22 protein-coding genes are annotated in these 25,346 nt (G+C 62.8%); 13 read left to right on the top strand and 9 right to left on the bottom strand.

Going from position 1 to position 25,346, the window contains the following annotated elements; all coding sequences use genetic code 11:
* Positions 1-74: 74 nt before the first annotated feature.
* The 3 genes from AB3X86_RS19410 to AB3X86_RS19400 all read right to left on the bottom strand — a co-directional run bounded on the left by AB3X86_RS19410 (position 75) and on the right by AB3X86_RS19400 (position 3,640).
* Positions 75-1,145, bottom strand: a complete 1,071-nt coding sequence (locus tag AB3X86_RS19410) for a porin (protein WP_368597248.1) — start codon at positions 1,143-1,145, stop codon at positions 75-77.
* A 109-nt stretch (positions 1,146-1,254) separates the two neighbouring features.
* Positions 1,255-2,247 (bottom strand): ABC transporter substrate-binding protein, encoded by a 993-nt coding sequence (locus tag AB3X86_RS19405; RefSeq protein WP_368597247.1) that lies wholly within the window; start codon positions 2,245-2,247, stop codon positions 1,255-1,257.
* A gap of 46 nt (positions 2,248-2,293) precedes the next feature.
* Positions 2,294-3,640 carry an MFS transporter gene (locus tag AB3X86_RS19400; protein WP_368597246.1) on the bottom strand — a complete coding sequence of 449 codons (1,347 nt, stop codon included), beginning with the start codon at positions 3,638-3,640 and terminating at the stop codon, positions 2,294-2,296.
* A 212-nt stretch (positions 3,641-3,852) separates the two neighbouring features.
* On the opposite strand from AB3X86_RS19400, the gene AB3X86_RS19395 reads away from it, so the two are divergent.
* The 3 genes from AB3X86_RS19395 (at position 3,853) to AB3X86_RS19385 (ending at position 5,481) form a co-directional block, all read left to right on the top strand.
* A complete protein-coding gene (locus AB3X86_RS19395; protein WP_368597245.1) occupies positions 3,853-4,821 on the top strand; it encodes a 2Fe-2S iron-sulfur cluster-binding protein in 969 nt (322 codons plus the stop codon).
* Positions 4,822-4,966: 145 nt separating this feature from the next.
* Complete coding sequence (locus AB3X86_RS19390) at positions 4,967-5,212, top strand: hypothetical protein (protein ID WP_176111163.1); 246 nt, start codon at positions 4,967-4,969, stop codon at positions 5,210-5,212.
* Positions 5,213-5,226: 14 nt separating this feature from the next.
* Positions 5,227-5,481: a hypothetical protein gene (locus tag AB3X86_RS19385; RefSeq protein ID WP_368597244.1), complete on the top strand. Its 255-nt coding sequence runs from the start codon at positions 5,227-5,229 to the stop codon at positions 5,479-5,481.
* Between the two features lie 13 nt (positions 5,482-5,494).
* Here the strand turns inward: AB3X86_RS19385 and AB3X86_RS19380 are convergent, their stop codons facing one another.
* From AB3X86_RS19380 to pdhA, 3 genes are read right to left on the bottom strand one after another with little or no spacing between them, the layout of a single operon-like run.
* Positions 5,495-6,616 carry a dihydrolipoamide acetyltransferase family protein gene (locus tag AB3X86_RS19380; protein ID WP_368597243.1) on the bottom strand — a complete coding sequence of 374 codons (1,122 nt, stop codon included), beginning with the start codon at positions 6,614-6,616 and terminating at the stop codon, positions 5,495-5,497.
* Between the two features lie 4 nt (positions 6,617-6,620).
* On the bottom strand, positions 6,621-7,601 hold the full coding sequence (locus tag AB3X86_RS19375; protein ID WP_176122045.1) for an alpha-ketoacid dehydrogenase subunit beta: 981 nt from the start codon (positions 7,599-7,601) through the stop codon (positions 6,621-6,623).
* Entirely contained in the window at positions 7,594-8,709 is a 1,116-nt protein-coding gene (gene pdhA / locus AB3X86_RS19370; RefSeq protein ID WP_368597242.1) for a pyruvate dehydrogenase (acetyl-transferring) E1 component subunit alpha, read from the bottom strand. Before pdhA ends, AB3X86_RS19375 begins: the two co-directional genes overlap by 8 nt.
* Positions 8,710-8,879: 170 nt before the next feature.
* Here pdhA and AB3X86_RS19365 point away from each other — a divergent pair, with 170 nt between their 5' ends.
* A complete protein-coding gene (locus tag AB3X86_RS19365; RefSeq protein ID WP_368597241.1) occupies positions 8,880-9,068 on the top strand; it encodes a hypothetical protein in 189 nt (62 codons plus the stop codon).
* Positions 9,069-9,135: 67 nt separating this feature from the next.
* Here AB3X86_RS19365 and AB3X86_RS19360 read toward each other — a convergent pair whose 3' ends face one another.
* The 3 genes from AB3X86_RS19360 to AB3X86_RS19350 are packed head-to-tail and all read right to left on the bottom strand — an operon-like array spanning position 9,136 to position 11,778.
* A complete protein-coding gene (locus AB3X86_RS19360; protein WP_018436310.1) occupies positions 9,136-9,483 on the bottom strand; it encodes an NIPSNAP family protein in 348 nt (115 codons plus the stop codon).
* Positions 9,480-11,201 carry an FAD-dependent oxidoreductase gene (locus tag AB3X86_RS19355; protein ID WP_368597240.1) on the bottom strand — a complete coding sequence of 574 codons (1,722 nt, stop codon included), beginning with the start codon at positions 11,199-11,201 and terminating at the stop codon, positions 9,480-9,482. Before AB3X86_RS19355 ends, AB3X86_RS19360 begins: the two co-directional genes overlap by 4 nt.
* A gap of 34 nt (positions 11,202-11,235) precedes the next feature.
* Entirely contained in the window at positions 11,236-11,778 is a 543-nt protein-coding gene (locus AB3X86_RS19350) for an SDR family NAD(P)-dependent oxidoreductase (RefSeq protein ID WP_368597239.1), read from the bottom strand.
* Positions 11,779-11,900: 122 nt separating this feature from the next.
* Between AB3X86_RS19350 and AB3X86_RS19345 the strand changes: the two genes are divergently transcribed.
* The 9 genes from AB3X86_RS19345 (at position 11,901) to AB3X86_RS19305 (ending at position 25,309) form a co-directional block, all read left to right on the top strand.
* The gene (locus tag AB3X86_RS19345; RefSeq protein ID WP_368597238.1) at positions 11,901-12,833 is read left to right on the top strand and encodes a helix-turn-helix domain-containing protein; all 933 of its coding nucleotides are present in this window, start codon (positions 11,901-11,903) and stop codon (positions 12,831-12,833) included.
* Positions 12,834-13,100: 267 nt separating this feature from the next.
* Positions 13,101-15,872: a glucosidase gene (locus tag AB3X86_RS19340; RefSeq protein ID WP_368597237.1), complete on the top strand. Its 2,772-nt coding sequence runs from the start codon at positions 13,101-13,103 to the stop codon at positions 15,870-15,872.
* 206 nt (positions 15,873-16,078) lie between these two features.
* Positions 16,079-17,401: a DUF2254 domain-containing protein gene (locus tag AB3X86_RS19335; RefSeq protein ID WP_368597236.1), complete on the top strand. Its 1,323-nt coding sequence runs from the start codon at positions 16,079-16,081 to the stop codon at positions 17,399-17,401.
* Between the two features lie 9 nt (positions 17,402-17,410).
* The gene (locus tag AB3X86_RS19330) at positions 17,411-18,088 is read left to right on the top strand and encodes a carbonic anhydrase (protein ID WP_368597235.1); all 678 of its coding nucleotides are present in this window, start codon (positions 17,411-17,413) and stop codon (positions 18,086-18,088) included.
* Between the two features lie 207 nt (positions 18,089-18,295).
* The gene (locus tag AB3X86_RS19325) at positions 18,296-19,510 is read left to right on the top strand and encodes an ABC transporter substrate-binding protein (protein WP_176366540.1); all 1,215 of its coding nucleotides are present in this window, start codon (positions 18,296-18,298) and stop codon (positions 19,508-19,510) included.
* Positions 19,511-19,618: 108 nt separating this feature from the next.
* Entirely contained in the window at positions 19,619-20,494 is an 876-nt protein-coding gene (locus tag AB3X86_RS19320) for a branched-chain amino acid ABC transporter permease (protein WP_176122035.1), read from the top strand.
* Between the two features lie 8 nt (positions 20,495-20,502).
* The gene (locus AB3X86_RS19315; RefSeq protein WP_368597234.1) at positions 20,503-22,443 is read left to right on the top strand and encodes an ATP-binding cassette domain-containing protein; all 1,941 of its coding nucleotides are present in this window, start codon (positions 20,503-20,505) and stop codon (positions 22,441-22,443) included.
* 54 nt (positions 22,444-22,497) lie between these two features.
* Positions 22,498-23,232 (top strand): ABC transporter ATP-binding protein, encoded by a 735-nt coding sequence (locus AB3X86_RS19310; protein WP_368597233.1) that lies wholly within the window; start codon positions 22,498-22,500, stop codon positions 23,230-23,232.
* 421 nt (positions 23,233-23,653) lie between these two features.
* Positions 23,654-25,309, top strand: a complete 1,656-nt coding sequence (locus AB3X86_RS19305; protein WP_368597232.1) for a sialidase family protein — start codon at positions 23,654-23,656, stop codon at positions 25,307-25,309.
* Positions 25,310-25,346 lie beyond the last annotated feature (37 nt).

Genomic DNA, 25,346 nt, shown 5'->3' with positions numbered 1-25,346 from the left:
ATTGTGACCACACCGCTGATAATCATAGCGCTTTAGCCCGCGCGAGAGGCACTGGAGCGCAGCGCCCGGACCGCTCAGAAGGTGTGGCGAATGCCCACGGTCACGCCCGCCTGGTCCATGCCTGGCGCAATATCCACGCCCGTGCCGCGAATACCGACATTGGAAAACGAACGATTGGAGACATACGCCCCTTCCGCATATACGTCGGTGCGCTTGGACAGCGAGTAGTCGACGAGCAATGCCCCCATCGTCGGGCCGCCGTGCGGATTGCGAAACTGCGTGTGATAGACGCTGGCGGAAATGGAAAGCGGTGCATTCACCCTCCAGGTCACGCCACCCCAGTAGAGCAGCGAACTCGGCGGCGCATCCGTATTGCGCGTGTTCAGCCAGCGCAGGCCCGCCAGCGTCGTGACCGGCCCGAAGTCGTACGAGAGGCCGAGCAGCGCGCGCTGCTGTGCGTCGCTCTGCGTCGCGATCGAGGTGCCCTGCAACTGGTCGTACGTCAGGCCGATGCTGAACGGCCCGCGGTCATACAGCACCGCCGCGCTCATTTCGCGGCCCACTTTCGTTGCGCCGGGCACGTTCGCACCGTTCGGAATCGTCGCGTCGAATCCGGTGCTATACAGCGCTGCGAACGTAACGCCGCCGAGATGCACGCCATAGCGCGCCGAGTTGTCCGCGCGGTTCACGAACTGGCTGTCCATGCTTTGCGCGGAGTAGCTGGGGTTGAACGTCAGCGCGTCGTACTTGTACATCAACTCGTAAAGCAGGTTCTGGTGACGTCCGAGCGTGAGCGTGCCGTACGGCGTCGAGACGCCAACGAATGCCTTGCGGCCGAACAGCCGTCCGCTCTGACCCAGCGCGCCGGTGTTCACGTTGAAGCCGCCCTCCAGCGTAAACACGGCCTTGTAGCCGCCGCCGAGATCCTCCGAGCCCTTGAGCCCCCAGCGCGATCCGGCGAGATTGCCCGACTGCTCGCGGATCACCGAGCCCGTCTGTTTGCCTTGGGTCACCCGGTTGACGTACTCGACGCCCGCATCGACGATGCCGTACAGCGTAACCGAACTCTGCGCATGGGCCGCCGTGCAGGCGAGCGTCAGCAACCCGCCGCAGGCGAGCGGGAATGTGTGTCTCTTCATTTTCATCTCTATTCTGGACGACTGATTATTCTGGATGCGTTGTTCCCTTCCGCGCATCCATCGCGCACCCAGCACCTGCCGGATGCGCGACGGCGCGAACAACGGCCGCGAGGGATCAGATCTTGAATCGCTCAAGGCTGGCCGGGTGGAACAGTTCGGCAGGCTCGAGGCGTCGGCTCGACAGTCCCTCGGCGTGGTGCTGCGCGAGAAAGCGGTCGAGCACCTGTTCATTGTTGGCGAATCCATACGACCAGAAGTCGTGCCCCATCAGACGCCGCGCATTGCGCAACTGGTCCTCGATGAACGGCAGCGTCACCTTGGTCGCCGAGGTGTCGCTCAAACGGGACAGCGCGACTTCCTTCGATTGCTCGAACGCCTTCGCGATCGCACCGGGCAGCCACGGGTGCTGATCCGCGAGGGTCTTGCGAATGCCCAGGGTGTGCATGATCGGGAAAAGCTTCCTGCGCTCGTACCATTGGGCGGCGCTCTCTTGCGGATCATCGAAAAGGTACTTGACCCTCGGATGCCCGCGGTCGAAGCACGACGGCGCGCGCGGTCCGATCACGCCGTCAATCTCGCCATTGGCCAGCAGATTCGAGATCGTCTGTCCTTCTGGCGCGTTTTCCAGCACGACGCCTTCGGGAAGCTTCAGCGCAATCTTCTCAACGCGCGTCGGATCCTCGTAGCCGCCGCGCACCCAGCGGATATCCGATGCTTTCACGCCGTATTCTTCTTCGAGAAAGAGCCGCACCCATACGTTGGCGGTCAGCTGATATTCCGGCACGCCGATGCGTTTGCCCTTCAGGTCCTCGGGCCGGTCGATCCCACGGTCTGAACGCACGTAGATAGAGCTGTGGCGGAATGCGCGCGACGGAAAAACCGGCACCGCGATGTAGGGCGACGTGCCCGCGGCCGTCTTCACCGAATAGCTGCTGAGCGACAGCTCGCAAATGTCGTAATCCGCGTGCCGGAACGCACGAAAGAAGATTTCCTCCGGGTCCTGCAGCATGAACACGGGGTCTACTCCGTCGATCTGCACGTCGCCGTCGATCAACGGCCGCATCCGGTCGTAGTTGCCCACCGCGATGGAAAGTTGAAGCTTGCTCATTCCTGTTCCTGTCTGACTGTCAAAATGCTGGTCGTCGCGTGCATCGTCACGCGCCGGATTGCTGTGCCTGCCGCTCGCGCGGCACGCCGAAGAAGACGGCGATGCCGCCGATGAAAACGAGCGCCGCGACCAGCAGGATGCCGGCCGAGAAGCTGCCGGTCGCGCTCTTCACCCAGCCGAGGACTATTGGTGCGAAGAAAGCGCCCACCTGGCCAAGACTGCTGATCACGCCGATACCGCCGGCAGCCGCCGCGCCCTTCAGGTAGTTCGGCGGAATGGTCCAGATAATGGCTGCGGCCGCGAAATAGCTCACCGAAACGAGGCTCAGGCACGCGATGGCGGCAACCGAGTTGTTCGTCAGCACCGTCAGGAGCACCGCGCCCGTGGCGCCCGCTGTCGTCGACAACACGAAGTGCCAGCGGCGCTCGAGCCGCAGGTCGGAGCTGCGTGCGATCAGCACCATGGCGACCGCGCCGACGATATAAGGCAGCGCCGACAGGAAGCCGATCTGCAGCAGGTTCGAAACGCCTGACTGCTTGATGATCGTGGGCGTCCAGTAGTTGAGGATGGTTCCGCAGATGGGCACCGTGGCCCAGCCCGCGGCAATCACGTACACGCGCGGGTCGCGCAGCGCCGCGAGGAGCGTGCTCGGCGAGTTATGCGGCTTGCTGCGGCCTTCCTCGTCGAGCGCGCCGATGACGATTCGTTTTTGCTCCTCGGTCAGCCACCTCGCATCCTGCGGACGGTCGATCAGGTAGAAGTAGGCAACGACACCGGCAATCACGGCCGGCAAGCCTTCAAGGAAGAACAGCCACTGCCAGTTGCGAAAACCCCAGACGTCCATGAAGTTTTGCAGGATGAACCCGGAAAGCGGGCCGCCGATAATCCCCGCAACCGCGATCGCCAGCAGGAACCGCGACGTAATACGAGCGCGGCGCTTCGCCGGATACCAGTACGACAGATAGAGGATGATGCCGGGCCAAAAGCCCGCTTCGGCCGCGCCGAGGAGCGTGCGCGCGAGATAGAACTGCCACGGAGCGGTCATGAAAGCCATGGCAGTGGAGATGCCGCCCCACAGCAACATGATCCGGGTGACGGTCTTGCGGGCGCCAATGCGCCGCAGCAGCAGCGTGCTCGGCACTTCGAGCAGGATGTAGCCGATAAAGAACAGACTCACGCCGAGCCCGTACGCCGCGTCGCTCAACCCGAGATCGTGCTTCAGTTGTAGCTGCGCGAAGCTGACGTTGACGCGATCGAGATAGTTGAGGACCCAGCACAGGAAAAGAAAGCTCATGAGCCGCAGCGTGATCTTGCGGTATGTCGCCTCCTCCGCCGCCGAATCGGCTATGGCAGACAGGGATAGGTCCCCTGAGTGCAACGTTGAATGTGCCATGACTGAATCTCTCCGAATTTCTTTCTGGATAGTTTGATTAGAGCTCTAATATTCAGGTTACGGCGGCTTTATGTCGCTGACAAGCACGGGTTTATACCGAGAGTAACACCGCGAAAAATCGTGCTTCTTGACTTGCATCATTAGAGATCTAGCAATAAGATGCGGTCCATGTTGATGCAACGCAAGACTGGACTGGTCAGAAGGAGACAGACATGACGCCCCCACTCGAAGACGGTTTTCTTCGACTGAAGATTGCCGGCAAGGAGAAGATCGCCCGTGACATCTGGCGCTTTGAACTGACCGACCCGCAAGGCGCGCCGCTGCCGGCGTTCGAGGCGGGGGCGAACTTGACCGCCGTGGTGCCCAACGGTTCGCGGCGCAGTTATTCGCTGTGCAATGACTCGCAGGAGCGTCATCGCTACGTCATCGCGGTCAAGCGCGACAGCAACGGACGCGGCGGTTCGATGAGCTTCATCGACGATACGGCCGAGGGCGACGCCGTGGACGTCTCCTTGCCCCGCAACGAGTTTCCCCTCGATGAGCGCGCCAAGTCATTCGTTCTCGTCGCTGGCGGCATCGGCATCACACCTATGCTGTCGATGGCGCGGCAGTTGCGGGCGGAAGGCCTGCGCTCGTTCAAGCTGTACTACCTCGCGCGCGATCCGGAAGGCACGGCGTTCTTCGATGAACTGACCAGCGACGAATGGCGTTCCGACGTGAAGATTCATCACGATCACGGCGACCCGTCGAAAGCATTCGACTTCTGGCCCGTATTCGAGCGGTCGAAGCCGGCGCAACACGTGTACTGCTGCGGACCGCAGGCGCTGATGGACACCGTGCGGGACATGACCGGCCACTGGCCGTCGGGCACGGTGCACTTCGAGAGCTTCGGCGCAAGCAATGCGAATGCACGCGAAAGCACGCCGTTCACCGTGCGGCTTTCGCGCAGCGGCACTTCGTTCGACATTCCCGCCAATCGCTCGATCCTCGAGGTGCTGCGCGACGCCAACGTCCGCGTGCCGAGTTCGTGCGAAAGCGGCACCTGCGGCTCGTGCAAGACAGCGCTGTGCTCAGGGCAGGCAGATCATCGTGATCTGGTGCTGCGCGACGACGAGAAAGAAACGCAGATCATGGTATGCGTGTCGCGAGCGAAATCCGCGGAGCTGGTTCTGGATCTTTGAATATTGCCGTTCCACGTGCTGGTCCTGATTCAGGAAATCCTGACGGCCGAAATCAGCGCTTCCTGAGACGACATTCCGCCCGCGCCGATTGGACGCACGCGCCGATATCCATAGCATCGACTCATCGGATATCGAAGGGAAAATCATGGCGGGCAACAGGTCACTGCGTTCCGAGGTCGAAAAACTCGTTGGCCCGACACGGGGCCGCGGGGCGTGCGTGCGTCTGCTCGATCGTTGCCGCTCGGGCGGCACATGCCGCGTGTGCATCCAGATCGATCGGCCGTCCGGGACGTTTTCACTCTTCTTCTTTCGCCATGCCGACGGCACATGGCACGTGTTCCCGCCGGGCCTGCGCCGTCCGGAAATGGGGATAGGCCGCCTGGCTGCCTGATCGTTCGTCAATCGATGAAACGTCACATCGTCGGGCGCTATCGCGGATTCGTTATCGAAGCGCACATGGAGCCACGCACGGCGCGTTTGTCCGATGGAATCGCGCTGACCTATCGCGTCACGTGGTCGTTACGCAGAAGGACTCGAAAACAACACGTCACCGGTGACTTCGCCGATCCCGTTACATACGAGTCGGAGAGCGTTGCCCTCGCGAACATCGACCGCGAGGCGCGCGCTCTTATCGATGCGATGCTGGCGAATCACGCCTAGCACACGCTAACCGCTACCCCGCGTTCTGCAGATCCGCGATCGTCGCCGCCAGGAAGCGCGCCGCCTCGCCGCCTGTCACGACGCGATGATCGAACGTCAGGCTGAGCGGCAAGATCCGGTGCACGGCAGGCGCGCCGTCTGCCGCGACGACCTGTTCATGGATGCGCCCCGCGCCGAGGATCGCGACGGTGGGCGGCACGACGATGGGCGCCGCGTATTTCCCCGAAATCATCCCGAAGTTCGACAGCGTGATCGTGTTGCCGCGCATTTCTTCCGGCGGAATCTTGCGCGCGCGGATATCGGCGCGCATCCGGTCGAGACCGCCGCGCAGATCCGCCGCATCGCGATGCGCGACGTCGCGCAGCACCGGCACGAAAAGCCCATCGGGCAGATCGACGGCAATGCCGAGATCGATCTTCTCAAGTACGTGGCGTCGCCCCGCATGTCCGTCGAACCATGCGTTCAGTGCCGGCTCGGCGCGGCAGCCCGCGACCAGCGCGCGGATCAGGCGGATCGTCACGTCGGTGTGCGGCGGCCATGCGTGAATGTCGGCATCGTCGATCACGGTCGCGGCGGCCACTTCGCTTTGCGCTCGCGCCATGTTGTGCGCCATCGCACGCCGCACGCCGCGCAGCACTTCGGGCGGACCGACTTCGCCAAGTATCTTCGCGACGCGCTGCACGTCAGCCGCCGTGATGACGCCTTCCGGGCCGGACGGCGTCACCATCGAGAGATCGACATCCAGCTTGCGCGCTAGCGCGCGCGCCGCCGGAATCGCCTTGATCACACCGCCGCCCGCGCTGACGCCACCGCCCGTGCCAGGCGACGCAGGCGCGTCCTGCACGACATGCTGGCCGACTTCCATATGGCCGACGACAGTGCCCGCGTCTGCATCATCGGCCTCGCCCTCGAACGCGACGAGCGGCGCGCCCAGATGCACGATATCGCCCGTCCGTCCGAACAGCTTCGTGATGCGGCCGGATTGCGGCGACGGAATCTCGACGATCGCCTTCGCCGTTTCGACCGACAGCAACGGTTGATCCGCCCGCACTTCATCGCCGTCGCTCACATGCCATTCGACGATTTCCGCTTCCTGCAAGCCTTCGCCGAGGTCCGGCAGTTTGAAGATCTTCATGGCTTTATGACGCCTCCATAGCTTGCCGCACCGCGGCGACGATGCGCGAGGCACCAGGCATGTATTGATTCTCGAGCCGGTACAGCGGCACCACGACGTCGTAGCCGGTCACCCGCTGCACAGGCGCGAGCAGCGAATAAAGTCCGCGCTCGGCGATATTGGCGGCGATCTCCGCGCCGATGCCGCCCGTGCGCGAACCCTCGTGCACAATCACGCAGCGCCCCGTCTTCGCGACCGAGGCCAGGATCGTGTTCATGTCGATCGGCTTGAGGGTCGCGACGTCGATCACTTCGGCCATCACGCCTTCCTGCGCGAGCAGATCGGCGGCGCCCTGTGCGTCCTGCACGGCACCGCCCCAGCACACCAGCGTCACATCCGAGCCGTCACGCAGCGTAAAGCAGGTGTCGAGCGGCAGCCCTTCGCCGTTGTCTTCCACTGTCTGCCGATACAGCCGATAAAGCCGCGTCGGCTCGAAGAAGATCACCGGGTCGGGATCGCGAATCGCGGCCAGCAACAGCCCGTACGCGCGCGCCGGCGACGACGGCGTGACAACGCGCAAGCCGGGAATGTGCGCGAACAGCGCTTCGGGGTTTTCGGAGTGATGTTCGGGTGCATGGATGCCTGCGCCGCAGGGTGTGCGGATCACCAGCGGACAGGTGAGGCGTCCGCGGGTCCGATGCCGCAGACGCGACGCATGATTGAGCACGTGATCGATCGCCGGATACAGAAACCCGCTGAACTGGATCTCGGCAACGGGCTTCAGTCCCATCGCCGCCATGCCGATCGCGGTGCCCGCGATCGCTGCCTCGGCGAGCGGCGTGTCGAGCACACGTTGCGTTCCGAAGCGTGCCTGCAGGCCGACCGTCGCGCGAAACACGCCGCCGTTCACGCCGATGTCCTCGCCGAGCAGCACGACGGCGGGATCGTGCTCGAGTTCGTACGCAAGCGCCAGATTGAGCGCATCGATCATGTTCAGATCAGCCATGGCCGGTGCCTCCGTTCTGACCATGCCGACCATTGCCCGCGATCGGCGCGAATCGCTGCGCGCTTTCCAGTTGCTCACGCATGGCATGCGGCAGCGTCTCGTACAGGTGATCGAACATCGCGGAAGTATCGGGGGGCGGCATAGCCAGATACGCCTCGACGGCTGTCTCGACCTGCGCGTGACACGCCCGGCCGAGTTGCTCGTCCTGCGCTTTGTCCCAGAAGTTCATCCGCATCAGATACTTGCGCAAACGCAGCAGCGGCTCTTGTTCCCATTGCTTCTGAATCTCATCCGAGTCGCGATAGCGCGTTGCATCGTCGGCCGTCGTGTGATCGCCGAGTCGATAGCTGAGCGCTTCGATCAGCGTCGGGCCGTCGCCTCGGCGCGCTTTCGCGAGTGCCGCATGCATCACCTGATGCACGGCGATCACATCGTTGCCGTCGACCTGCAAGCCGTCGATGCCCGCCGCGATTGCCTTCTGCGCGAGCGTCTGCGCCGCGCTCTGCCTGCTGCGCGGCACCGAGATCGCCCACTGGTTGTTGTTGACGACGAGCACGAGCGGGGCCTGCCAGACGCCCGCCATGTTCATCGCTTCGTAGAAGTCGCCCTTCGATGTGCTGCCATCGCCGCAGATCGTCACGGCGACGCGCGGCTCGCCGCGCAGCTTGAACGCGTAGGCCGCGCCGGCGGCATGACACACCTGCGTGCCAATAGGAACGCAATTTGGAAAGTCGAGCCGCGGCACGCTGAAGTCGCTGCCGCGTTCGTCACCGCCCCAATACAAGAGGCTTTCCGTCATCGTGACGCCGCGCAGCAATTGCGCCGCATGATCGCGATATGAAGGGAACAGCACGTCATCGGCCTGCATCGCGCTCGCGACGCCCACTCCGATCGCCTCCTGCCCGACCGACGATGCAAAAGTGCCGAGCTTGCCGGTGCGCTGCAGCGCGACCGCTTTGGTATCGAATGCGCGGGTCAGCACCATCGCGCGAAAGAGGGAAATCAGCGCCTCGGGTTCCCGCGCGAAGGCCGGCAATGGCTGTACGGGCTCGCTATCGGGACCGAGATATCGCGTATACCCGATGTGAAAACTGGCAGTCGTGGTCATGACCGCCCTCCCTATTCTTCCGATGTCGAATGCGTGCAGGAGATCACGTGCACAACCCGTGCCTGTAGGCGCGGAAGTGCCGGCGCCCCGAACGGCGGTTCGGGCGGCTTATCGTTTGACAGGGAAAGCGGGGATAAGGTGCGAAATTTTCTGCTGCGTAGTGCGCGTCAATGCAGGTGGAGAAGCATGCGCGGAGGGATGTGCCCGCAAATTTTTCATCCCTTGCCGAGCGGCGGCCGACTCGGAAATCCCGCCATATTGCTCAGCCGAGCCAGTTCATTTTCGTTGCGTCGCGCAATGCGAACGGATACCTGCTGGCGATCCGCGCGATCGACGATCTGTGGGGCAACCAGACCTGAGCCGCCTCTTCCGTGAGAGAAGCACGCGGGCTCCGCGATGGAGCCCGCTTCGGCGGACAGCTTCGGCTTACTTTGCGACGCTATCCAGCGCGGTGGCGCGGATGAGCCGTGTCTCCTGCGCCGTAATGAGATGGCCCGATGCTTTCAGATAGGCGGGGAAGTCCGGGTGCGTATCGCGTGCCAGGCACCGTCGTTCGTAGTCGGCCAGATCGTCATACCCCCACAGGTGGGTGAACTGGTTCTGCGGCCCGACCATGCTCGTCCAAAAGCCGAGCGGATGTCCAAGCGTCTCGAGCAGGATTGGCATCGCGAGCCTGTCGAACACGTCGAGAAACTCGGGCATCTTGCGTAGCGCGATCGTGTAGACCCGGAAATCCAACAGGGGCTTTGCCAGATACATGGAGCGTGTATTCATGCGCACACCTCCTCTTTGGAAGTCATGGCTTTGGTGGCGATCGCGTTACCGGTGACGAAGCCGAACGTCATATTCGGCCCGTGCGTGATACCGGCGCCCGGATAGTTGCCGCCCATCACGCTGCGCCGGTCATTGCCGACCGCGTAAAGGCCCTCGATCTCGCTGCCGTCGGCCCGCAGCACTTCGCCAGTGACGCTCGTCTCGAGGCCGTCGAAGGTGCCCAGATCGCCCATCACCACCTTCACCGCATAGAAGGGGCCGGTCGCGATAGGCGCAACGCAAGGATTGGGCTTGTGGTCCGGATCGGCGAGATAACGGTTGAACGAGGTGCGACCGCGATGGAACGCCGGGTCCTCTCCGCGCTCGGCATCGCGATTGTAGGCATGGACCGTCATTTCGAGCGCATCGGGAGCGATGCCGCAATTGCGCGCCAGCTCGCCGATCGTGTCGCCCTTGATCAGGTAGCCTTTGCGCAGCAGCGGCCCCACCGGCATCGGTGCGGGCTTGGCATAGCCCAGTCCATACTTGCCCAGCGCCACCTTATCGCAGATCAGCCACATCGCCGTCTCCCGTTCACCCTCGCAAGCGCGCATCAAAGCGGCGCCAACGTCGTGGTAGGAGTTCGATTCATTGGTGAAGCGCTGACCGCTGCGCAGCACGCCGATCACGCCGGGCTTATACCGGTCGAGCAGATGCGGAAACACGCCAGTGCGGCCCTTGCCGAAGGGCACCTTCGAGACAGGCATCCAGGCCGCCGCATCGGCGAAGCCGAGCTTCACGGCACCACCCACCTTCTCCGCCAGGGTCAGCCCGTCGCCGGTATTGCCGACGGGCGTGGGCGACAGATGCTCACCGCCACGCTTCACATGCGGATAGACCTGCGCAATGCGCTTCAAATCGTGCGGAAAGCCGCCACAAGCCAGCACGACGCCGTGCCGGGCGGTGATTCGAAGCTCACCGTCCGCGGCGCTCGCGCGCACACCGGTCACCTTGCCGCTCTCGCTCAGCAGTTCCTTCACGGGCGTCGAAGTGAGGATCGGAATGTCGATCGCCAGCGCCGACTTCGCGAGCCTCGCGGCGAGCGCGTTGCCGCTCGTGACGTTGATTCCGCGCCGGTAGAGCGCCAGTTCCTTGATGTGCGTAGCCAGACGGCGCGCCACATAGAGGAACGAAACGATCGACCTGGTCGCGCGGAAGAAGTGCTTGAGGTCCGCGTTCGAGGAATTGAACATCATCCCCACGAACGTGATCGTCTCGAGCGGCTGCTTGAGGCGGCGCATGTCCTTGCCCAGCCCGCGAATGTCATAGGGCGCGGCGAGGATCGAGCGGCCGATGGCGACGGCGCCGGGCGCATCCGGGTGATAGTCCGGATAGAGCGTGGGCACGAACTTCATTTCGGTCTCGCGCTCGAAGAACTCGACCATTTTCGGCCCGTTTTCGACAAAGCACTCGACCGCGGCGGCATCGTAGTTATTGCCCGTCTCGCTCATCATGTATTCGCGCACGCGCTCGACGGTGTCGGCCGGGTTCTGCTGTCGGCCATATTTGCTCAGCGGAGTCCATAAGACGCCGCCCGACAGCGCGGTCGTACCACCGAACACGGGCTCCTTCTCGAGCACGATCACATCGAGGCCGCGCTTGCCTGCCGTGATCGCAGTGGCGAGGCCCGCGGCACCCGATCCGACCACGACCAGATCGCAGGTGATTTCCTTGGTCATATCCAATCTCCCTGTCGTTGCGGTGTGATGGCGCTCACGCGGCCGCGGTAGCGTTGAAGCCGGGGCGCGGAACCATGTCCATCAGCATGCAACCGAGCCCGCCGTCGACGAGCACCTCCGCGCCATTGACGTAGGCAGCCATATCGGAGGCGAGGAACAGCGCCGGGCCGGCCAGGTCCTCCGGCTCGCCGATGCGGCGGCTCGCGGTGGCGGCGGCGCGGCGAGCCTCGAAGCCGGGCTCCTCGTAGAACTTCGCGGACAGCGCAGTGCGGATCATGCCGGGCAGCACGCGGTTGCTGCGCACGCCGCGTGGGCCCCACTCCGCCGCCAACTGCCGCGACAGCAGCAGCACGCCCGCTTTGCTCGGGCTGTAAGAACCGCTATTGGTCTGCGGATTGAGCGACGCAATCGACGCAACGTGGACGACGAGCGCCACGTGTGCGCCGACAGCGGCGAAGGCGCGCGCGATGCCGGCACCGATGCCACTGCCCGCACCCGTGACCACGCAGACCTTTCCGCGCAAGTTCAGCGCGTACGGGGTCGAGGCCGCTGCGCGATTTTCAAGTCCCTGTCTCATGTAATTACCTTCCTGAAATACGTATGCGATTACGCTTCCTGATATCCGTATCGCCATTGAACGCGTCGAGCGCCTGTGGAACAATGGACAGAGTCGACATAGAGCAGGACATAACGTGCATCATGGCCTCTGACCAGCAGCGCCGCCGGACCGTGCTGCATTTCGCGCTCTATGGCGCGGAAGCCGACCAGCCTTGGGTCGACATGGTCCATTACGAGCGCATTCCGCTGCGTGCGGGGCGTTTCGACTTCGACATCGAACCGCACGTCCACGATGCGCTGATCCAGGTGCTGTACGTCACCGCCGGCGGCGGCGAGACTTTCATCGACGGCAAGACCTGGGCCGTCCAGGCGCCATGCCTCGTCGTCGTGCCGGCGCGCTCGGTCCACGGCTTTCACTTCCGCAGCGACATCGACGGTCACGTAATCACCGCCGCGCAGTCCGCGCTGGAATCGCTGGCGATGACGGCCGCGCCCGAGCTGCTGGAATTCATCCGCACGCCGACGGTGCTGTCGATCGATCCCGACGTGGAGCGCGGCACATCTCTGGACACGCTATTTCAGTCGATCGGGCACGAGGCGGAGAGCCACGAGCGCTGGCAGTTCACCGCGGGCGCCGCACTCACCATCACGCTGTTCGTCAAGATCGGGCGTCTCAGCGAGAGCGCCCGGCTCTCGGCCAGTTCCGAGCAGCGCTCGATGGCCGCGCGAATCGAACGGTTCCGCGCCCTGCTCGACCGCCATTGCCGTGAGCGGCGCCCGGTCGCCAGCTATGCCGGCGAGATGGGCGTGACCACCGGCCAGCTCTCCCGCATCTGCCGCGCTACGTTCGGGGTCTCGGCCATCGAGGCGATCGATGCACGCTCGATCCATGAGGCCAAGCGGCTGCTCGGCTATTCGACGCTCAGCGTGAAGCAGATCGCCAGCGAACTGGGCTTTCAGGACGAGGCGTATTTCGGACGCTTCTTCCGCAAGCAGACGGGACTGCGGCCAACCGAATACCGCTCCGCGGCCCACGATCGTTCCTTGCCACCTGAAAAGGCGAGCGCGAACTGACTCGCCAGTTGGGCTCAATGGCGCCAATTTAGAGCCTGAGCCGCGTTCCCCGCAACGGACAGAGACGACGTTTGCCAGGACAAAACGTGCATCGTGATGGATGCCGGATGGCGGTAGTAACCCGCACCTCCCTGGTTCGGAGCCGAACTCAATAAGGCTAAACGGCGCCTATCATCCAGATACCGCCCGGCAGCGCATGCGCCACAGGACCGGCGGGGACTCACGCACTGAAAGTGTTCGGCAGTCGATCCCAGCTTGGGAGGTCTTATGTCATCGCTACGCACCAACGATCTGCTCCGTTCGAAGGAAGGAATCCGTCTGCATGGCCCGGACCTGGACTGCTGGCGCCGCTGGGGGCCTTATCTGAGCGACCGGCAGTGGGGCACGGTTCGCGAGGACTACAGCGACTACGGAACCGCCTGGGAGTATTTCCCCCACGATCAGGCGCGCAGCCGCATGTACCGCTGGGGCGAGGACGGCATTGCCGGATTCGGCAACGATCCACTCGACTGGTGCGTGTCGCTCGCGCTCTGGAACGGGCGCGACCCCATCCTGAAGGAGCGGCTGTTTGGCTTGACCAATGCGCAGGGCAATCACGGCGAAGACGTGAAGGAGCTTTACTTTTATGTCGATGGCACGCCGACGCACTCGTACATGAAGATGCTCTACAAGTACCCGCACGATGCGTATCCGTATCAGGACCTGATCGGCGAAAACGGCCGGCGCGGCGCCGATCAGCCCGAATACGAAATTCTCGATACCGGCGTGTTCGACGACGATCGCTATTTCGACGTCTGGGTCGAATACGCGAAGCACACACCCGACGACATCGTGATGCGCATCAGCGTCGAAAATCGCGCGGATCAGCACGCGCCACTCCATGTGCTGCCGCTGTTCTGGGCGCGCAACCGCTGGGCCTGGTCTGGCAAGCCCGGCAGGCCCTCGCTGACGCTCGAGACGGAGTCCGCCGAAGGCGCGCGCGTGATCGCGCACAATCCCGCGCTGGGCACGATGATCGTCACGGCCTCGGCGCCGCAGCCGATCGAATGGCTGTTCTGCGAAAACGAAACCAATGTGCGCCGCATTTTCGGCATCGCCGGTGCGGGCCCGTTCAAGGATGGCTTCAACGATTACCTCGTCGATGGCGACGAGCAGGCGATACGCCGCGACGCGGGCACGCGCGCCGCCGCGCATGTGGCGCTGTCGCTCGCGCCGCACGAGCGCGCGGTGCTGTATCTGCGCTGGCGTCCGGCGGCACCAGCGGGCATCACGCGCGACGACGCGCCGCTCGACTTCGAAGCGCTGTTCGCGCGCCGGATCGCGGAGGCCGATGAGTTCTACGCGGCGCTCCAGCACGACATCGCCGACGCCGATGCACGGCTCGTGCAACGCCAGGCGCTCGCCGGCATGCTATGGACGAAGCAGTACTACCAGTTCGACGTGACGCGCTGGCACGACGGCGACCCCGGTCAGCCGAAGCCGCCGAAAGGACGCCGTTACGGTCGCAACGCCGACTGGCGGCATATGTGCAACGGCGACGTCGTCTCGATGCCGGACAAGTGGGAATACCCGTGGTACGCGTCGTGGGATCTCGCGTTTCATGCCGCAGCGTTCGCGATGATCGATCCCGACTTCGCGAAGAAACAGTTGCTGCTGCTCGTGAAAGAACGGTACATGCATCCGAACGGACAATTGCCCGCGTACGAATGGGCGTTCGGCGACGCGAACCCGCCGGTTCATGCATGGGCGACATGGCGCGTGTACGAACTCGACCGTGAAGTCACGGGCGTAGGCGACCACCAGTTTCTCGAAGTGATGTTCCACAAGCTGCTGCTGAACTTTTCGTGGTGGGTCAACCGCAAGGACGCGGAGGATCGCAACATCTTCCAGGGTGGCTTTCTCGGGCTCGACAACGTCGGCATCTTCGACCGCTCTTCGCCGCTGCCGACCGGCGGCCGCATCGACCAGGCCGACGGCACCGCGTGGATGGCCTCGTATGCGCTCGACCTGATGCAGATCGGACTCGAGCTCGCGATGACCAACAACGCGTACGTCGAAATCGCGGTGAAGTTTTTCGAGCACTTCCTGTATATCGCGGAAGCCGTCGGTTGCAGCGAGGGCTGCAGAACAGGGCTGTGGGACGGCCGCGACGAATTCTTCTATGACGTACTGCATCTTCCGGATGGAACGCGTGTGCCGATGCGCGTTCGTTCGATCGTCGGCCTGATCCCGCTGTTCGCCGTGCATGTGCTCGAAGAACGGATATACGGCCACCTGCCTGGCCTGCGAGAACGGCTCGCGTGGTTTCTCGATCACCGGCCGAACCTGGCCAAGCTGGTGTCGCGCTGGACCGAACCCGGCAAAGGCAATACCACGCTGCTGTCGCTGCTGCGCGGATACCGGATGACGGCGCTGCTGCGCCGCGCGCTCGACGAAAACGAATTCCTGTCCGATCACGGCGTGCGTGCGCTGTCACGCGTGCATCGCGATACACCGTACGAGTTCGATCATGGCGGCGCGCATGTCTGCATCGAGTATCAGCCGGCCGAATCGGATTCGCGCGTATTCGGCGGCAATTCGAACTGGCGCGGGCCCGTGTGGATGCCCGTCAACTATCTGCTGATCGAATCGCTGTATGAATTCCATCGCTACTACGGCGACGAGTTCCGCATCGAGTATCCGACTGGGTCAGGCAAGCGGTGCTCGCTCAGCGAGATCGCCGACGGTCTCGCACGGCGTGTCACCACCCTCTTTCTGAAGGACGAGCATGGCATGCGACCGGTGATGGCGGCTTATCCGCAGTTGCAGGCCGACCCGCGCTCGTCTGATCTCGTGCTGTTCCACGAGTACTTTCACGGCGACAGCGGGCGTGGCGTCGGCGCTTCGCATCAGACGGGCTGGAGCGGTCTCGTCGCGCTGCTGCTGCAGCCGCGTCTGATGAAGCTGGCCCATGTGGCGTCCGATACCGCCGCCGCTGCCGAAGATGTGCGGGCGGGAGCGCCAGTCGCCGAAGACGCACTCCCCACGATGGCGCGTTAGACGACGCTCACCTGCGGCCATTCTTCATAACGATCTCTCGTCATCGTCGTCGCGCGGTTTCGCATCCTCAGGCGTCGAGCTGTCGGACCAAAGTCTCATTGACCGACCTGAAGGTCGCGTGTCTTATTGGTTCGGGAGACTCCACGCGCCCGAGGAGTCTCCTTTTCATCGTCCGAGGCGAACCGCGACGTAGGAAGAGCCCAATCATGGACTGGAACCGCTGGTACAGCCTAAAGAGTTACCTCAGGTCTTCCCTGTGGACGGTACCGCTCGTCGCAGTAGCGATCTATGCGGTGGTGAAGCCGCTCACTGAAATGCTGGGAAGGTGGTTGATCGGACACGACATCCTCGATCCAAAAACTGGCCTTTTCGGGCTGTCCATGACTGGAGCGCGGTCGCTTGTCGGTGACATCGTTTCCGCGGACCTGGCGTTTCTGGTATTTACCTTCGGGTCGCTGCTCGTCGCGATCCAGGTCGCTGGCGGTCAATACACCCCGCGGATCATCGCGACGACCTTGCTGCGCGACAACGTGATCCGCAACATCTCGGGATTGTTCGTTTTCACACTTCTATTCGCCAACAGGACCCTGGGCTGGATGGGTGAGAGCGAGGTGCACCAGCTTCAGGTATTCATCGCAGCGCTATTCGGATTCGCTTCCGTCGTCGCCTTCCTTTTCCTGATCGACTATGCGGCGAAATTTCTGCGGCCAGTGAGCCTCGTGGCGCGAGTCGGAGAGCACGGGATCGCGGTCCTCGAAAGCGTTTATCCCGCGCCGGCGACGGGCCGGATCGCCCCGTCGTGCGTTGACCGCAAGCGAGGCGTGCCTGATCGCATCGTTCCCCACAGCGGTACATCCGGCATCGTTCTGGCCGTGAATCTAGAAAGACTCGTTGCCAAGGCGAGGCGCACGAACTCGGTTATCGAATTCGTGCCGCAAGTCGGCGACTTTGTCGCGGTGGACGAACCCTTGTTCTATCTGTACGGGGACGCGGGCGCAATCGATGAAAACCGGCTGCGTACACTGGTTGCCTTTGGGACTGAACGCACGATGGAACAGGATCCCATGTTCGCGTTCCGCATCCTTGTCGATATTGCGCTGAAAGCGTTATCGGCCGCGATCAACGATCCCACAACGGCCGTGCTGGCCATTGATCAACTACAGCGGCTATTGCGCGTAGTCGGAAAACGGTCTTTGTACACCGAAGAGATCAGGGATAAGTCTGGCCGTGTGTGCGTGATCTTTCGAACGCCGAACTGGGAAGATTTCGTGCATATCAGTTTTCGCGAGATACGTCAGTATGGCGCGGGCAGCATCCAGATCGCGCGGCGTCAGCGCGCGGCGATAGAGAATCTCCTCCAGTGCTTGCCGGAGCATCGTCACGACGCATTGCGGGTCGAGCTGACCCTGCTGGACCGTGAGATCGGCGCGAGGCACCCATTTCCGGAGGACCTGGCGTTGGCCCGTATCCCGGACTCGCAAGGGCTTGGAGGCTCGGAGACCTCGGCGGCAAGGCAACCCGTCGTTTGAGAGGCGATCGTGCGAAAACTCATCATGGGCATCGTCGAGTTCCGGGAGAAGATGCTGCCGCAATACGCACAGCAGTTCAGCAAACTGGCGCTCGCGCAGACTCCCGATGCGCTCTTCATCACCTGCTCGGACAGCCGCGTCGTGCCGGATCTGCTGGCATCGACCCATCCCGGCGATCTCTTTACGATGCGCAACGTGGGCAATCTGATCCCGCCGGCCACTGCGGAGGGCGTCTCCACCGGAGATCTTTCCGAGGCCAGCGCAATCGAATATGCGGTGCTGGTGTTGAAAGTCGCGAATATCGTCGTATGCGGGCATTCTGAGTGCGGCGCGATGAAGGCCGTGTTCTCACGCAACGCCAAGCTGAAATCGCCAAACCTCGATAAATGGCTGTGCCACTCCAACACCGCGGCGTTTCGGCTCGAACAGGAAGGTCCGCTCGATGACAGTTTGAAAGCGCACGATCAATTGTCGCAACTCAACGTGCTCGTGCAGCTCGAGCACCTGATGACCTACCCGATCGTCCGCCAGCAAGTCACCGCCGGGGCACTCGTATTGAGCGGCTGGTGGTTCGATATCGCGACTGGCGCCATGTATGCCTATGAACGCACGAGCCGTTCATTCGAAGTGATCGATCGCGCAATGGCTGAGCGGATGATTGCGCGCCTTGCGGCGCGGGCGAAGTGATGGTTTGTCAGGCTTGGCGACGGGACCGGATCGGCACTGCCAATAACCGTGCTATTGCACCACGCGGGTAAGTCCGAATATTACACATACATTAACAATTCCATACTCCGTCACGACGGGCGCTCAGGCTCCCTGAGAACGCCCGGTCAGCGCGCATGGAAGCCACTTCCAGGCTCTGTGCAAAAAGAGACATGCTACGGAGACAGTATGGGAATTCGCTTGAAGAGCGTCGTGAGCGCGCTCGCGTTGTGTGCCCTCATTGACGTCAGTTACGCCGCCGACCCGATCAAGATCGGTGTCGACGGACCTTTCACCGGCGGTTCGTCTTCGATGGGCGTGAGCATGCGCGACGGCGTGCGGCTCGCCACCGCGGAAATCAATAAAGCCGGTGGCGTGCTTGGCCGTCAGATCGTGCTGGTCGAGCGCGACGACGAGGCGAAAAATGAACGCGGCGTACAGATCGCGCAAGAGCTGATCAACAAGGAAAAAGTGGCTGCGGTGGTGGGCTACATCAATACCGGCGTGGCACTCGCGTCTCAACGCTTCTTCCAGGAAGCGAAGATCCCGGTGTTCAACAACGTCGCGACTGGCAGTGTCCTGACGAAGCAGTTCACCGATCAACCGGATAACTACGTGTTCCGCAACGCCGCTGCCGACCGCATTCAGGCGCCGATGATCGTTGAAGAAGCGATCACCAAACGCGGCTTCAAGAAGGTCGCGATTCTCGCGGACTCGACCAATTACGGTCAGCTCGGCCGCGAAGACCTCGAAAAGGCGCTGGCCACGAAAGGCGTGAAGCCGGTTGCGGTAGAAAAATTCAATATCAAGGACGTCGACATGACCGCGCAGTTGCTCAAGGCCAAGGAGGCCGGCGCTGAAGCGGTGCTGACCTACGGCATTGGGCCGGAACTCGCGCAGATCGCCAACGGCATGGCCAAGCTCGGCTGGAAAGTACCGCTGATCGGCAGCTGGACCCTGTCGATGGCGAACTACATCGACAACGCGAGCACCAACGGCGAAGGCGCCCGTATGCCGCAGACCTTCATTCAGGAAGCGAACACGCCCAAGCGCAAGGCGTTCATCGACGCGTACCTCAAGGAGTTCAAGCCGAAGAACAACCGCATCGAATCGGCGGTGTCCGCCGCCCAAGGCTACGACTCGGTCTATTTGCTGGCCGCGGCGATGACCCAGGCGGGTTCGACCGATGGTTCGAAGGTGCGCGCCGCGCTCGAAAACCTCAACAGCAAGGTGGAAGGCGTCGTGATGGTGTACGACAAGCCGTTCACGCACGACGACCACGAGGCGATCAGCCCGAACGTGCCGGTGGTTGGCGAGGTCAAGGGCGGCCGCGTGATCTATGCGTATGACGCTGATCGCAAGGACGGCAGCCAGTTGCGCAGCAAGCAGGCGTCGACGAACTAAGCGCGGATAAAAGCCCAAATCCAGCGCGGCAGCATGCTCCAAAGCCGCACCCGCCCGCCAGCGGGGGCGGCTTTGTTTTATAGATGGTGAACTCTAAGGCGCTCGACGATGACCATTCTTTTACAGCTCATCTATAGCGGGATCGCACTCGGCATGATCTACGCCGTGATCGCATTCGGCTACCAACTCACATTCGCGACCTCCGGCACGCTGAACTTCGGCCAGGGCGACGCGCTGATGCTCGGCGCGCTAGTCGGCCTCACGCTGGTTTCGCTCGGCGTCAACTATTGGCTGATGATCCCGCTCGTCTGCGCGTTCGGTCTGTTGCAGGGCGCGTTCGTCGAACGGATCGGGGTGCGGCCCGCGATCAGGATCAAATCCGAATTCGGCTGGATCATGTCGACGATCGCGCTGGGCATCATCTTCAAGAACGTCGCGGAAAACGTCTGGGGCCGCGACGATCTGCGCTTCCCGTCGCCGCTGCCGGAAGCGCCGCTCAAGGTGTTCGGCGCCAACGTTCTGCCGATGGAACTTCTGGTGGTCGGCGGCGCGCTCGCGATGATGCTGGCCGTCGAGTTCTTCAACCGCAAGACGATCTTCGGCAAGGCCGTCGTGGCCACGGCGAACGACCGCGACGCCGCCGCGCTGATGGGCATCAACACCGGCCTCGTGATCACGTTTTCGTATGCCCTCTCGTCGCTGACCGCCGCGTTCGCCGGCGTGCTGATCGCTCCGCTCACGCTGACCGGCGCGACGATGGGCGCAGTGCTCGGCCTCAAGGCGTTCGCAGTGGCGATCATCGGCGGTCTCACCAGCGGTTTGGGCATTCTTGTCGGCGGCGTGATTCTCGGCATCGCCGAGACCACTACCGGCTTCTATCTCTCCACCGGCTACAAGGATGTGCCGGGGCTGGTCCTGCTGCTCATCGTGCTCGCGATGAAACCCGCCGGGCTGTTCGGCAAGACTTCAATCAAGAAAGTGTGAGGGCCGCCGTGAATCTGAAGAAACTCGTTGCGACGGCACTTGTGCTGATCGCGCTTGCGGTGTTCCCGGTGCTGTCGGGCAATCCGTACTACATCCATCTGGTCGAGACCATCATGATCTACGCGATCTTGTTGTTCGGTCTCGACATCGTGGTAGGCTACACCGGCCAAGTTTCGCTCGGGCATGCGGGGCTGTTCGGGGTTGGCGCCTACACGGCGGGCGTGCTGTTCATGAAGCTCGGCTTGCCGATTTTCGTGACCGCGCCGCTCGCGATTCTCGTTACGGCCGGCTTCGGCGCGATCCTCGCGCTGCCCGCACTGCGCGTGTCCGGCCCCTACCTCGCGATGGTGACGCTCGCGTTCGGCACGATCCTTCAGATTCTCATCAACGAGATGGGTTTTCTGACCAACGGGCCGATGGGCGTCAAGATTCCGAAGCCGTCGCTCGGTGCGCGGCCGATGAACGAAGTCGAGTACTACTGGCTCGTCGCGGCTCTGCTGGTGGCCTCGCTGATCGTCGTGCACCGGGTACTCAAGTCACATCTGGGCCGGGCCTTCGAAGCCCTGCGAGACAGCCCGATCGCGTCGGACTGTATGGGCGTATCGGTGTACCGCTACAAGGTCTACGCGTTCGTGATAAGCGCGGGCTTCGCCGGTCTGGCCGGCTGCCTCTACTCGTATTCGGAGCAATACATCTCACCGAATACCTACAACTTCGAGCTGACCATCCTGTTCCTGCTCGCGATCATCATGGGCGGGCGCAAGACGCGAACCGGCGCGGTGCTCGGCTCGGCGATCATCGTGCTCCTACCCAAGCTGCTCGATGACATCGATATGTTCCGCATCGTCGCATCGGTGCTGGCAGCCGCGGTAGTGATCGGCGCAGGCATAGCGCTCGCGCGCAAGGTGTCGACGCCACGCAAGGTGGCGATTCCGGTATTCGGTACGGTGGGGCTCGCCGCGTTTTCGTACTGCATCGACACGCTCGCCGACTGGCGGCTGAGCATCTTTGGCCTGATGATCCTGCTCGTCGTGTACTACCTGCAGGACGGCGTGATCGGATTCGTGCGCAAGAGCATGATGGGCGGCGTGGTGCGCGCGAGCACCGTCGGCGCCCATCAACCCGCGACGATCGGCGCAGACGCGGTCGCCGCCGTGCACGCGGGCGACACGGAAGAAATCCTGCAACTACGCGGCATCCTGATGCAGTTCAGCGGGCTCAAGGCGCTCAACCAGGTCGACCTGAGCGTGCGGCGTGGCACGGTTCACGGGCTGATCGGCCCTAATGGCTCCGGCAAGAGCACGATGATGAACGTGTTGACCGGCATCTATGTGCCGACCGCGGGCTCGATCGAGTATTGCGGCATGTCGCTCGCGGGCAAGACTTCGTCGCAGATCGCGTTGGCGGGCATCGCACGCACCTTCCAGAACGTGCAGCTGTTCGGCGAGATGAGCGCGCTCGAAAACGTGCTGGTCGGCTTGCATCACACGTTTCGCGCACATATCGCGGACGTCGGACTGATGTCCCCGCGGTACCGGCGCGAGGAGCGCGCCGCCCGTGAGCGCGCGTTGGGCATGCTGCGCTTTGTCGGGCTTGAACATGCCGCCGGCGAAGAAGCGCGCAACCTGCCCTACGGCAAGCAACGGCTGCTGGAAATCGCACGGGCGCTCGCGCTCGATCCGCAGGTGCTGCTGCTCGACGAACCGGCGGCCGGCCTGACCGCGCCCGATATCAAGGAGCTGGTCGCAATCATCCGCAAGGTGCGCGCTCACGGCATCACCGTCGTGCTGATCGAACATCACATGGACGTCGTGATGAGCGTCTGCGATCGCGTGTCGGTGCTCGACTTCGGGCAGAAGATCGCGGAAGGCAAGCCGGCCGACATCCAGTCGAACGAAAAGGTCATCGAGGCTTATCTCGGCGGCGAGGCGGCGGGGCAAGCGGCCTGAGCCGGGCTCCCCTGCTTCGACCCACGAGATACACAGGAACACTCAGGAACACACATGCTATCGGTCAAGAATCTGCATGCAGGATACGGCAAGGTGAAAGTGCTGCACGGCATTTCGATCGACGTGCCCAAGGGCTCGGTCGTCACGCTGATCGGCTCGAACGGCGCGGGGAAAACCACCACGATGCGCGCGATCTCCGGCATGATCCGCGCGAGCGAAGGCGAAATCACGATGGGCGTGGGCGCGAGCGCAAAGCGGATCGATGCGCTCGACTCGCATCGCATCGCGCGTCTCGGACTCGCGCATTCGCCGGAAGGACGGCGCGTGTTCGCGACGATGAGCGTGCACGACAACCTGATCCTCGGCGCCTTTCCACGCCTCACGTGGGCGCGTCCGCGCGGCGACGTGAACGCCGATCTGGAACGCGCGATCGAACTCTTTCCGCGTCTGAAAGAGCGGCGCCATCAACTGGCCGGCACGCTCTCCGGGGGCGAGCAGCAGATGCTCGCGATGGCGCGCGCGATCATGCTGAATCCGGAACTCGTGCTGCTCGACGAACCTTCGATGGGGCTCGCACCGATACTCGTCGAAGAGGTCTTTCGCATCATCGAGAATCTGAAGGGCCAGGGCGTGACGATGCTGCTCGTCGAGCAGTTCGCCGCGGCGGCGCTCAACGTGGCGGATTACGGTTACGTATTGGAGAATGGCCGGATCGCCGCGCATGGGCCGGCGCTGCAATTGCGCAACGATCCGTCAGTGAAGGCCGCTTATCTGGGAACGAGTCATTGATGCAGTGCAGGCATCCCAGGGTATCTAACACCCTGGGTGGCTTCTTTTAATCCACGCCCGCTCTCTTTTCAGAGCGGGCTTTTTTTTTGGTTCATCGATCTCAGACGCCACGTTTCTGCAGCGGATACATTCTTCGACCGCCGTCGTGGGATCGCTGCAATCAGCATGCCATGCCAGCAATGCCGGGGATGTCAGTAATGAAATCGCATACGCAAAGATTTATTCACACAAGTTCTGCCGCGGCGACCTAGTGTGTTTCCGTAGATACATGCATTGCTGCATGTCTTCCGCGGACGGCAGCAAGCATCGTTCTGCGCTGGGAAAAGACGTTTTCAAATGTATCGGAAGGTCGGAAGTGATGGCGCCGGCAATGGAAAGCCGGCAATTCACAGGCGTTTTCCCCTTTTTCGCGAGGCCCAGAATGAAAATGAATTTCAGTTGCCTATCCCGGTCTGTTTTGCAGGGCATTGCAGGTGCTGGCGTCGTCGCGCTCGCATGCTCGATCGCCACAGGCGCGCACGCGCAAACGCTGGGATCGCTCGTCCAGGTAGCCGCGGGCGACCCATTTAGCGGTTGCACTGCCGACAAGCTGAACGCGCAGGAGTCGGCCTTCGGCAGCGTCCTGTTTCCCGCCACCTCGATCGAGCCCTGGGTTGCGGTGGACCCGACGGACCCGTCTCGCCTGCTCGTCGGCCACCAGCAGGATCGCTGGAACGACGGCGGCTCACGCGGGCTCGTCGGCGTCGTCTCCAGCGATGCGGGCAGCACCTGGTCCAACTCGATTCCGTCCGGCGTGACTGACTGCACTGGCGGCAAATTCCGCCGTGCTTCCGATCCTTGGGTGGACTTTGCGCAAGACGGAACGGCCTTCTTCTTCTCTCTGGTACTGGACCCCGCGCAACCGACCACGCCGTTTGGCGCGCGCAATAGCGGAATGCTGGTCAGCCGCTCCAGCGACCACGGCGCAACCTGGCAGACTCCCGTTACGCTGATCCGCAGCAACTCGCCGCACGTGCTCAATGACAAGAACTCGCTCACTGCGGACCCGACGGCGACCAACTACGTCTATGCGGTTTGGGACCAGTTGAGCGTGTTCCCGCCAACGAAAGAAGGCGCCCAGTTGCTCGCGGAAAACGATGGCGTTCTGATCGCGCGGCAATTGCGTAACGGTGCAGCATCCGCGGCGGGCGGCGCCCCCGTATTCAAGTTCAATTCCACCGGCCCGAGCTTCTTCTCGCGATCCACTGACAAAGGCGTGACGTGGAGCACCGCCGCCCCGATTTACCAGCCGGGGACGAACGCACAGACAATCGACAACATGGTGCGCGTGTTGCCTGATGGAACCCTGCTTGATTTCTTCACGGCGATCAATGCCACGCCGTCGGGCCTGAGCATCGGCTATGTCAAGTCTGCGGATAAAGGCGGAAGCTGGTCGGCGCCGACATTCACCAACGACATTCAGGTGGCCGGAGTGGTCTCGCCTGACAGCGGCCAGTCGATACGCGATGCCTCCATTCTTTACAGTGTCGCAGTGAACCCGGTCTCGGGGGCAATCTATCTCACCTGGCAGGACGATCGCTTTTCGTCCGCGATCTGCACCACGCCCACTGGATCGATTCCGGTCGACGCGATCGCCTTCAGCGAATCGACAGATGGCGGTGCTAGCTGGTCAACGCCAGTGATGATCAACCAGACGCCGACAAACAAAGCCCACCCCTGCCGTCAGCAGGCCTTCATTCCGGCGGTCGTGTCGTCGGGCGACGGCAATACGATCGTGGTGACCTACTACGACTTTCGCAACGACACGAACACACCCGCCGGCTTCGAGGGAACCGACTATTTCGCAGTGTTCTGCTCGACTGCGACTGCGTGTACCGATCCCAAGAATTGGAGTAATGAACGCAAGCTGACCGACACCTCGTTCAACATCCTTAACGCTCCCGTGGCGGGCGGCCATTTCCTCGGCGACTACATGGGGCTGGCTGCTAGCGGTTCGAAAACTGTCTACCCGGTATTCGGCGTAGCCACGGCGCCCAACGTGACGGACGAATTCACCCGCAAAATCACCTTGCCGTGAGCGCAAATGGGCGGCGACGGAGAACGTCGCCGCCGAT

The sequence above is a fragment of the Paraburkholderia sp. BR14374 genome, assembly GCF_040948685.1.
Taxonomy (GTDB): domain Bacteria; phylum Pseudomonadota; class Gammaproteobacteria; order Burkholderiales; family Burkholderiaceae; genus Paraburkholderia; species Paraburkholderia youngii.
Note: the sequence above shows the minus strand (reverse complement) of the source record. Positions and strands in the feature narration are given on the sequence as shown.

Bases quoted from the DNA above. Each gene is read 5' to 3' on its own strand.
- AB3X86_RS19335 (WP_368597236.1), top strand. From the start codon at position 16,079: ATGGACTGGAACCGCTGGTACAGCCTAAAGAGTTACCTCAGGTCTTCC.
- AB3X86_RS19400 (WP_368597246.1), bottom strand. From the start codon at position 3,640: ATGGCACATTCAACGTTGCACTCAGGGGACCTATCCCTGTCTGCCATA.
- pdhA (WP_368597242.1), bottom strand. From the start codon at position 8,709: ATGACCACGACTGCCAGTTTTCACATCGGGTATACGCGATATCTCGGT.
- AB3X86_RS19305 (WP_368597232.1), top strand. From the start codon at position 23,654: ATGAAAATGAATTTCAGTTGCCTATCCCGGTCTGTTTTGCAGGGCATT.
- AB3X86_RS19360 (WP_018436310.1), bottom strand. From the start codon at position 9,483: ATGAATACACGCTCCATGTATCTGGCAAAGCCCCTGTTGGATTTCCGG.
- AB3X86_RS19410 (WP_368597248.1), bottom strand. From the start codon at position 1,145: ATGAAAATGAAGAGACACACATTCCCGCTCGCCTGCGGCGGGTTGCTG.
- AB3X86_RS19365 (WP_368597241.1), top strand. From the start codon at position 8,880: ATGCAGGTGGAGAAGCATGCGCGGAGGGATGTGCCCGCAAATTTTTCA.
- AB3X86_RS19340 (WP_368597237.1), top strand. From the start codon at position 13,101: ATGTCATCGCTACGCACCAACGATCTGCTCCGTTCGAAGGAAGGAATC.
- AB3X86_RS19310 (WP_368597233.1), top strand. From the start codon at position 22,498: ATGCTATCGGTCAAGAATCTGCATGCAGGATACGGCAAGGTGAAAGTG.
- AB3X86_RS19390 (WP_176111163.1), top strand. From the start codon at position 4,967: ATGGCGGGCAACAGGTCACTGCGTTCCGAGGTCGAAAAACTCGTTGGC.
- AB3X86_RS19380 (WP_368597243.1), bottom strand. From the start codon at position 6,616: ATGAAGATCTTCAAACTGCCGGACCTCGGCGAAGGCTTGCAGGAAGCG.
- AB3X86_RS19355 (WP_368597240.1), bottom strand. From the start codon at position 11,201: ATGACCAAGGAAATCACCTGCGATCTGGTCGTGGTCGGATCGGGTGCC.
- AB3X86_RS19405 (WP_368597247.1), bottom strand. From the start codon at position 2,247: ATGAGCAAGCTTCAACTTTCCATCGCGGTGGGCAACTACGACCGGATG.
- AB3X86_RS19345 (WP_368597238.1), top strand. From the start codon at position 11,901: ATGGCCTCTGACCAGCAGCGCCGCCGGACCGTGCTGCATTTCGCGCTC.
- AB3X86_RS19395 (WP_368597245.1), top strand. From the start codon at position 3,853: ATGACGCCCCCACTCGAAGACGGTTTTCTTCGACTGAAGATTGCCGGC.
- AB3X86_RS19320 (WP_176122035.1), top strand. From the start codon at position 19,619: ATGACCATTCTTTTACAGCTCATCTATAGCGGGATCGCACTCGGCATG.
- AB3X86_RS19350 (WP_368597239.1), bottom strand. From the start codon at position 11,778: ATGAGACAGGGACTTGAAAATCGCGCAGCGGCCTCGACCCCGTACGCG.
- AB3X86_RS19325 (WP_176366540.1), top strand. From the start codon at position 18,296: ATGGGAATTCGCTTGAAGAGCGTCGTGAGCGCGCTCGCGTTGTGTGCC.
- AB3X86_RS19375 (WP_176122045.1), bottom strand. From the start codon at position 7,601: ATGGCTGATCTGAACATGATCGATGCGCTCAATCTGGCGCTTGCGTAC.
- AB3X86_RS19385 (WP_368597244.1), top strand. From the start codon at position 5,227: ATGAAACGTCACATCGTCGGGCGCTATCGCGGATTCGTTATCGAAGCG.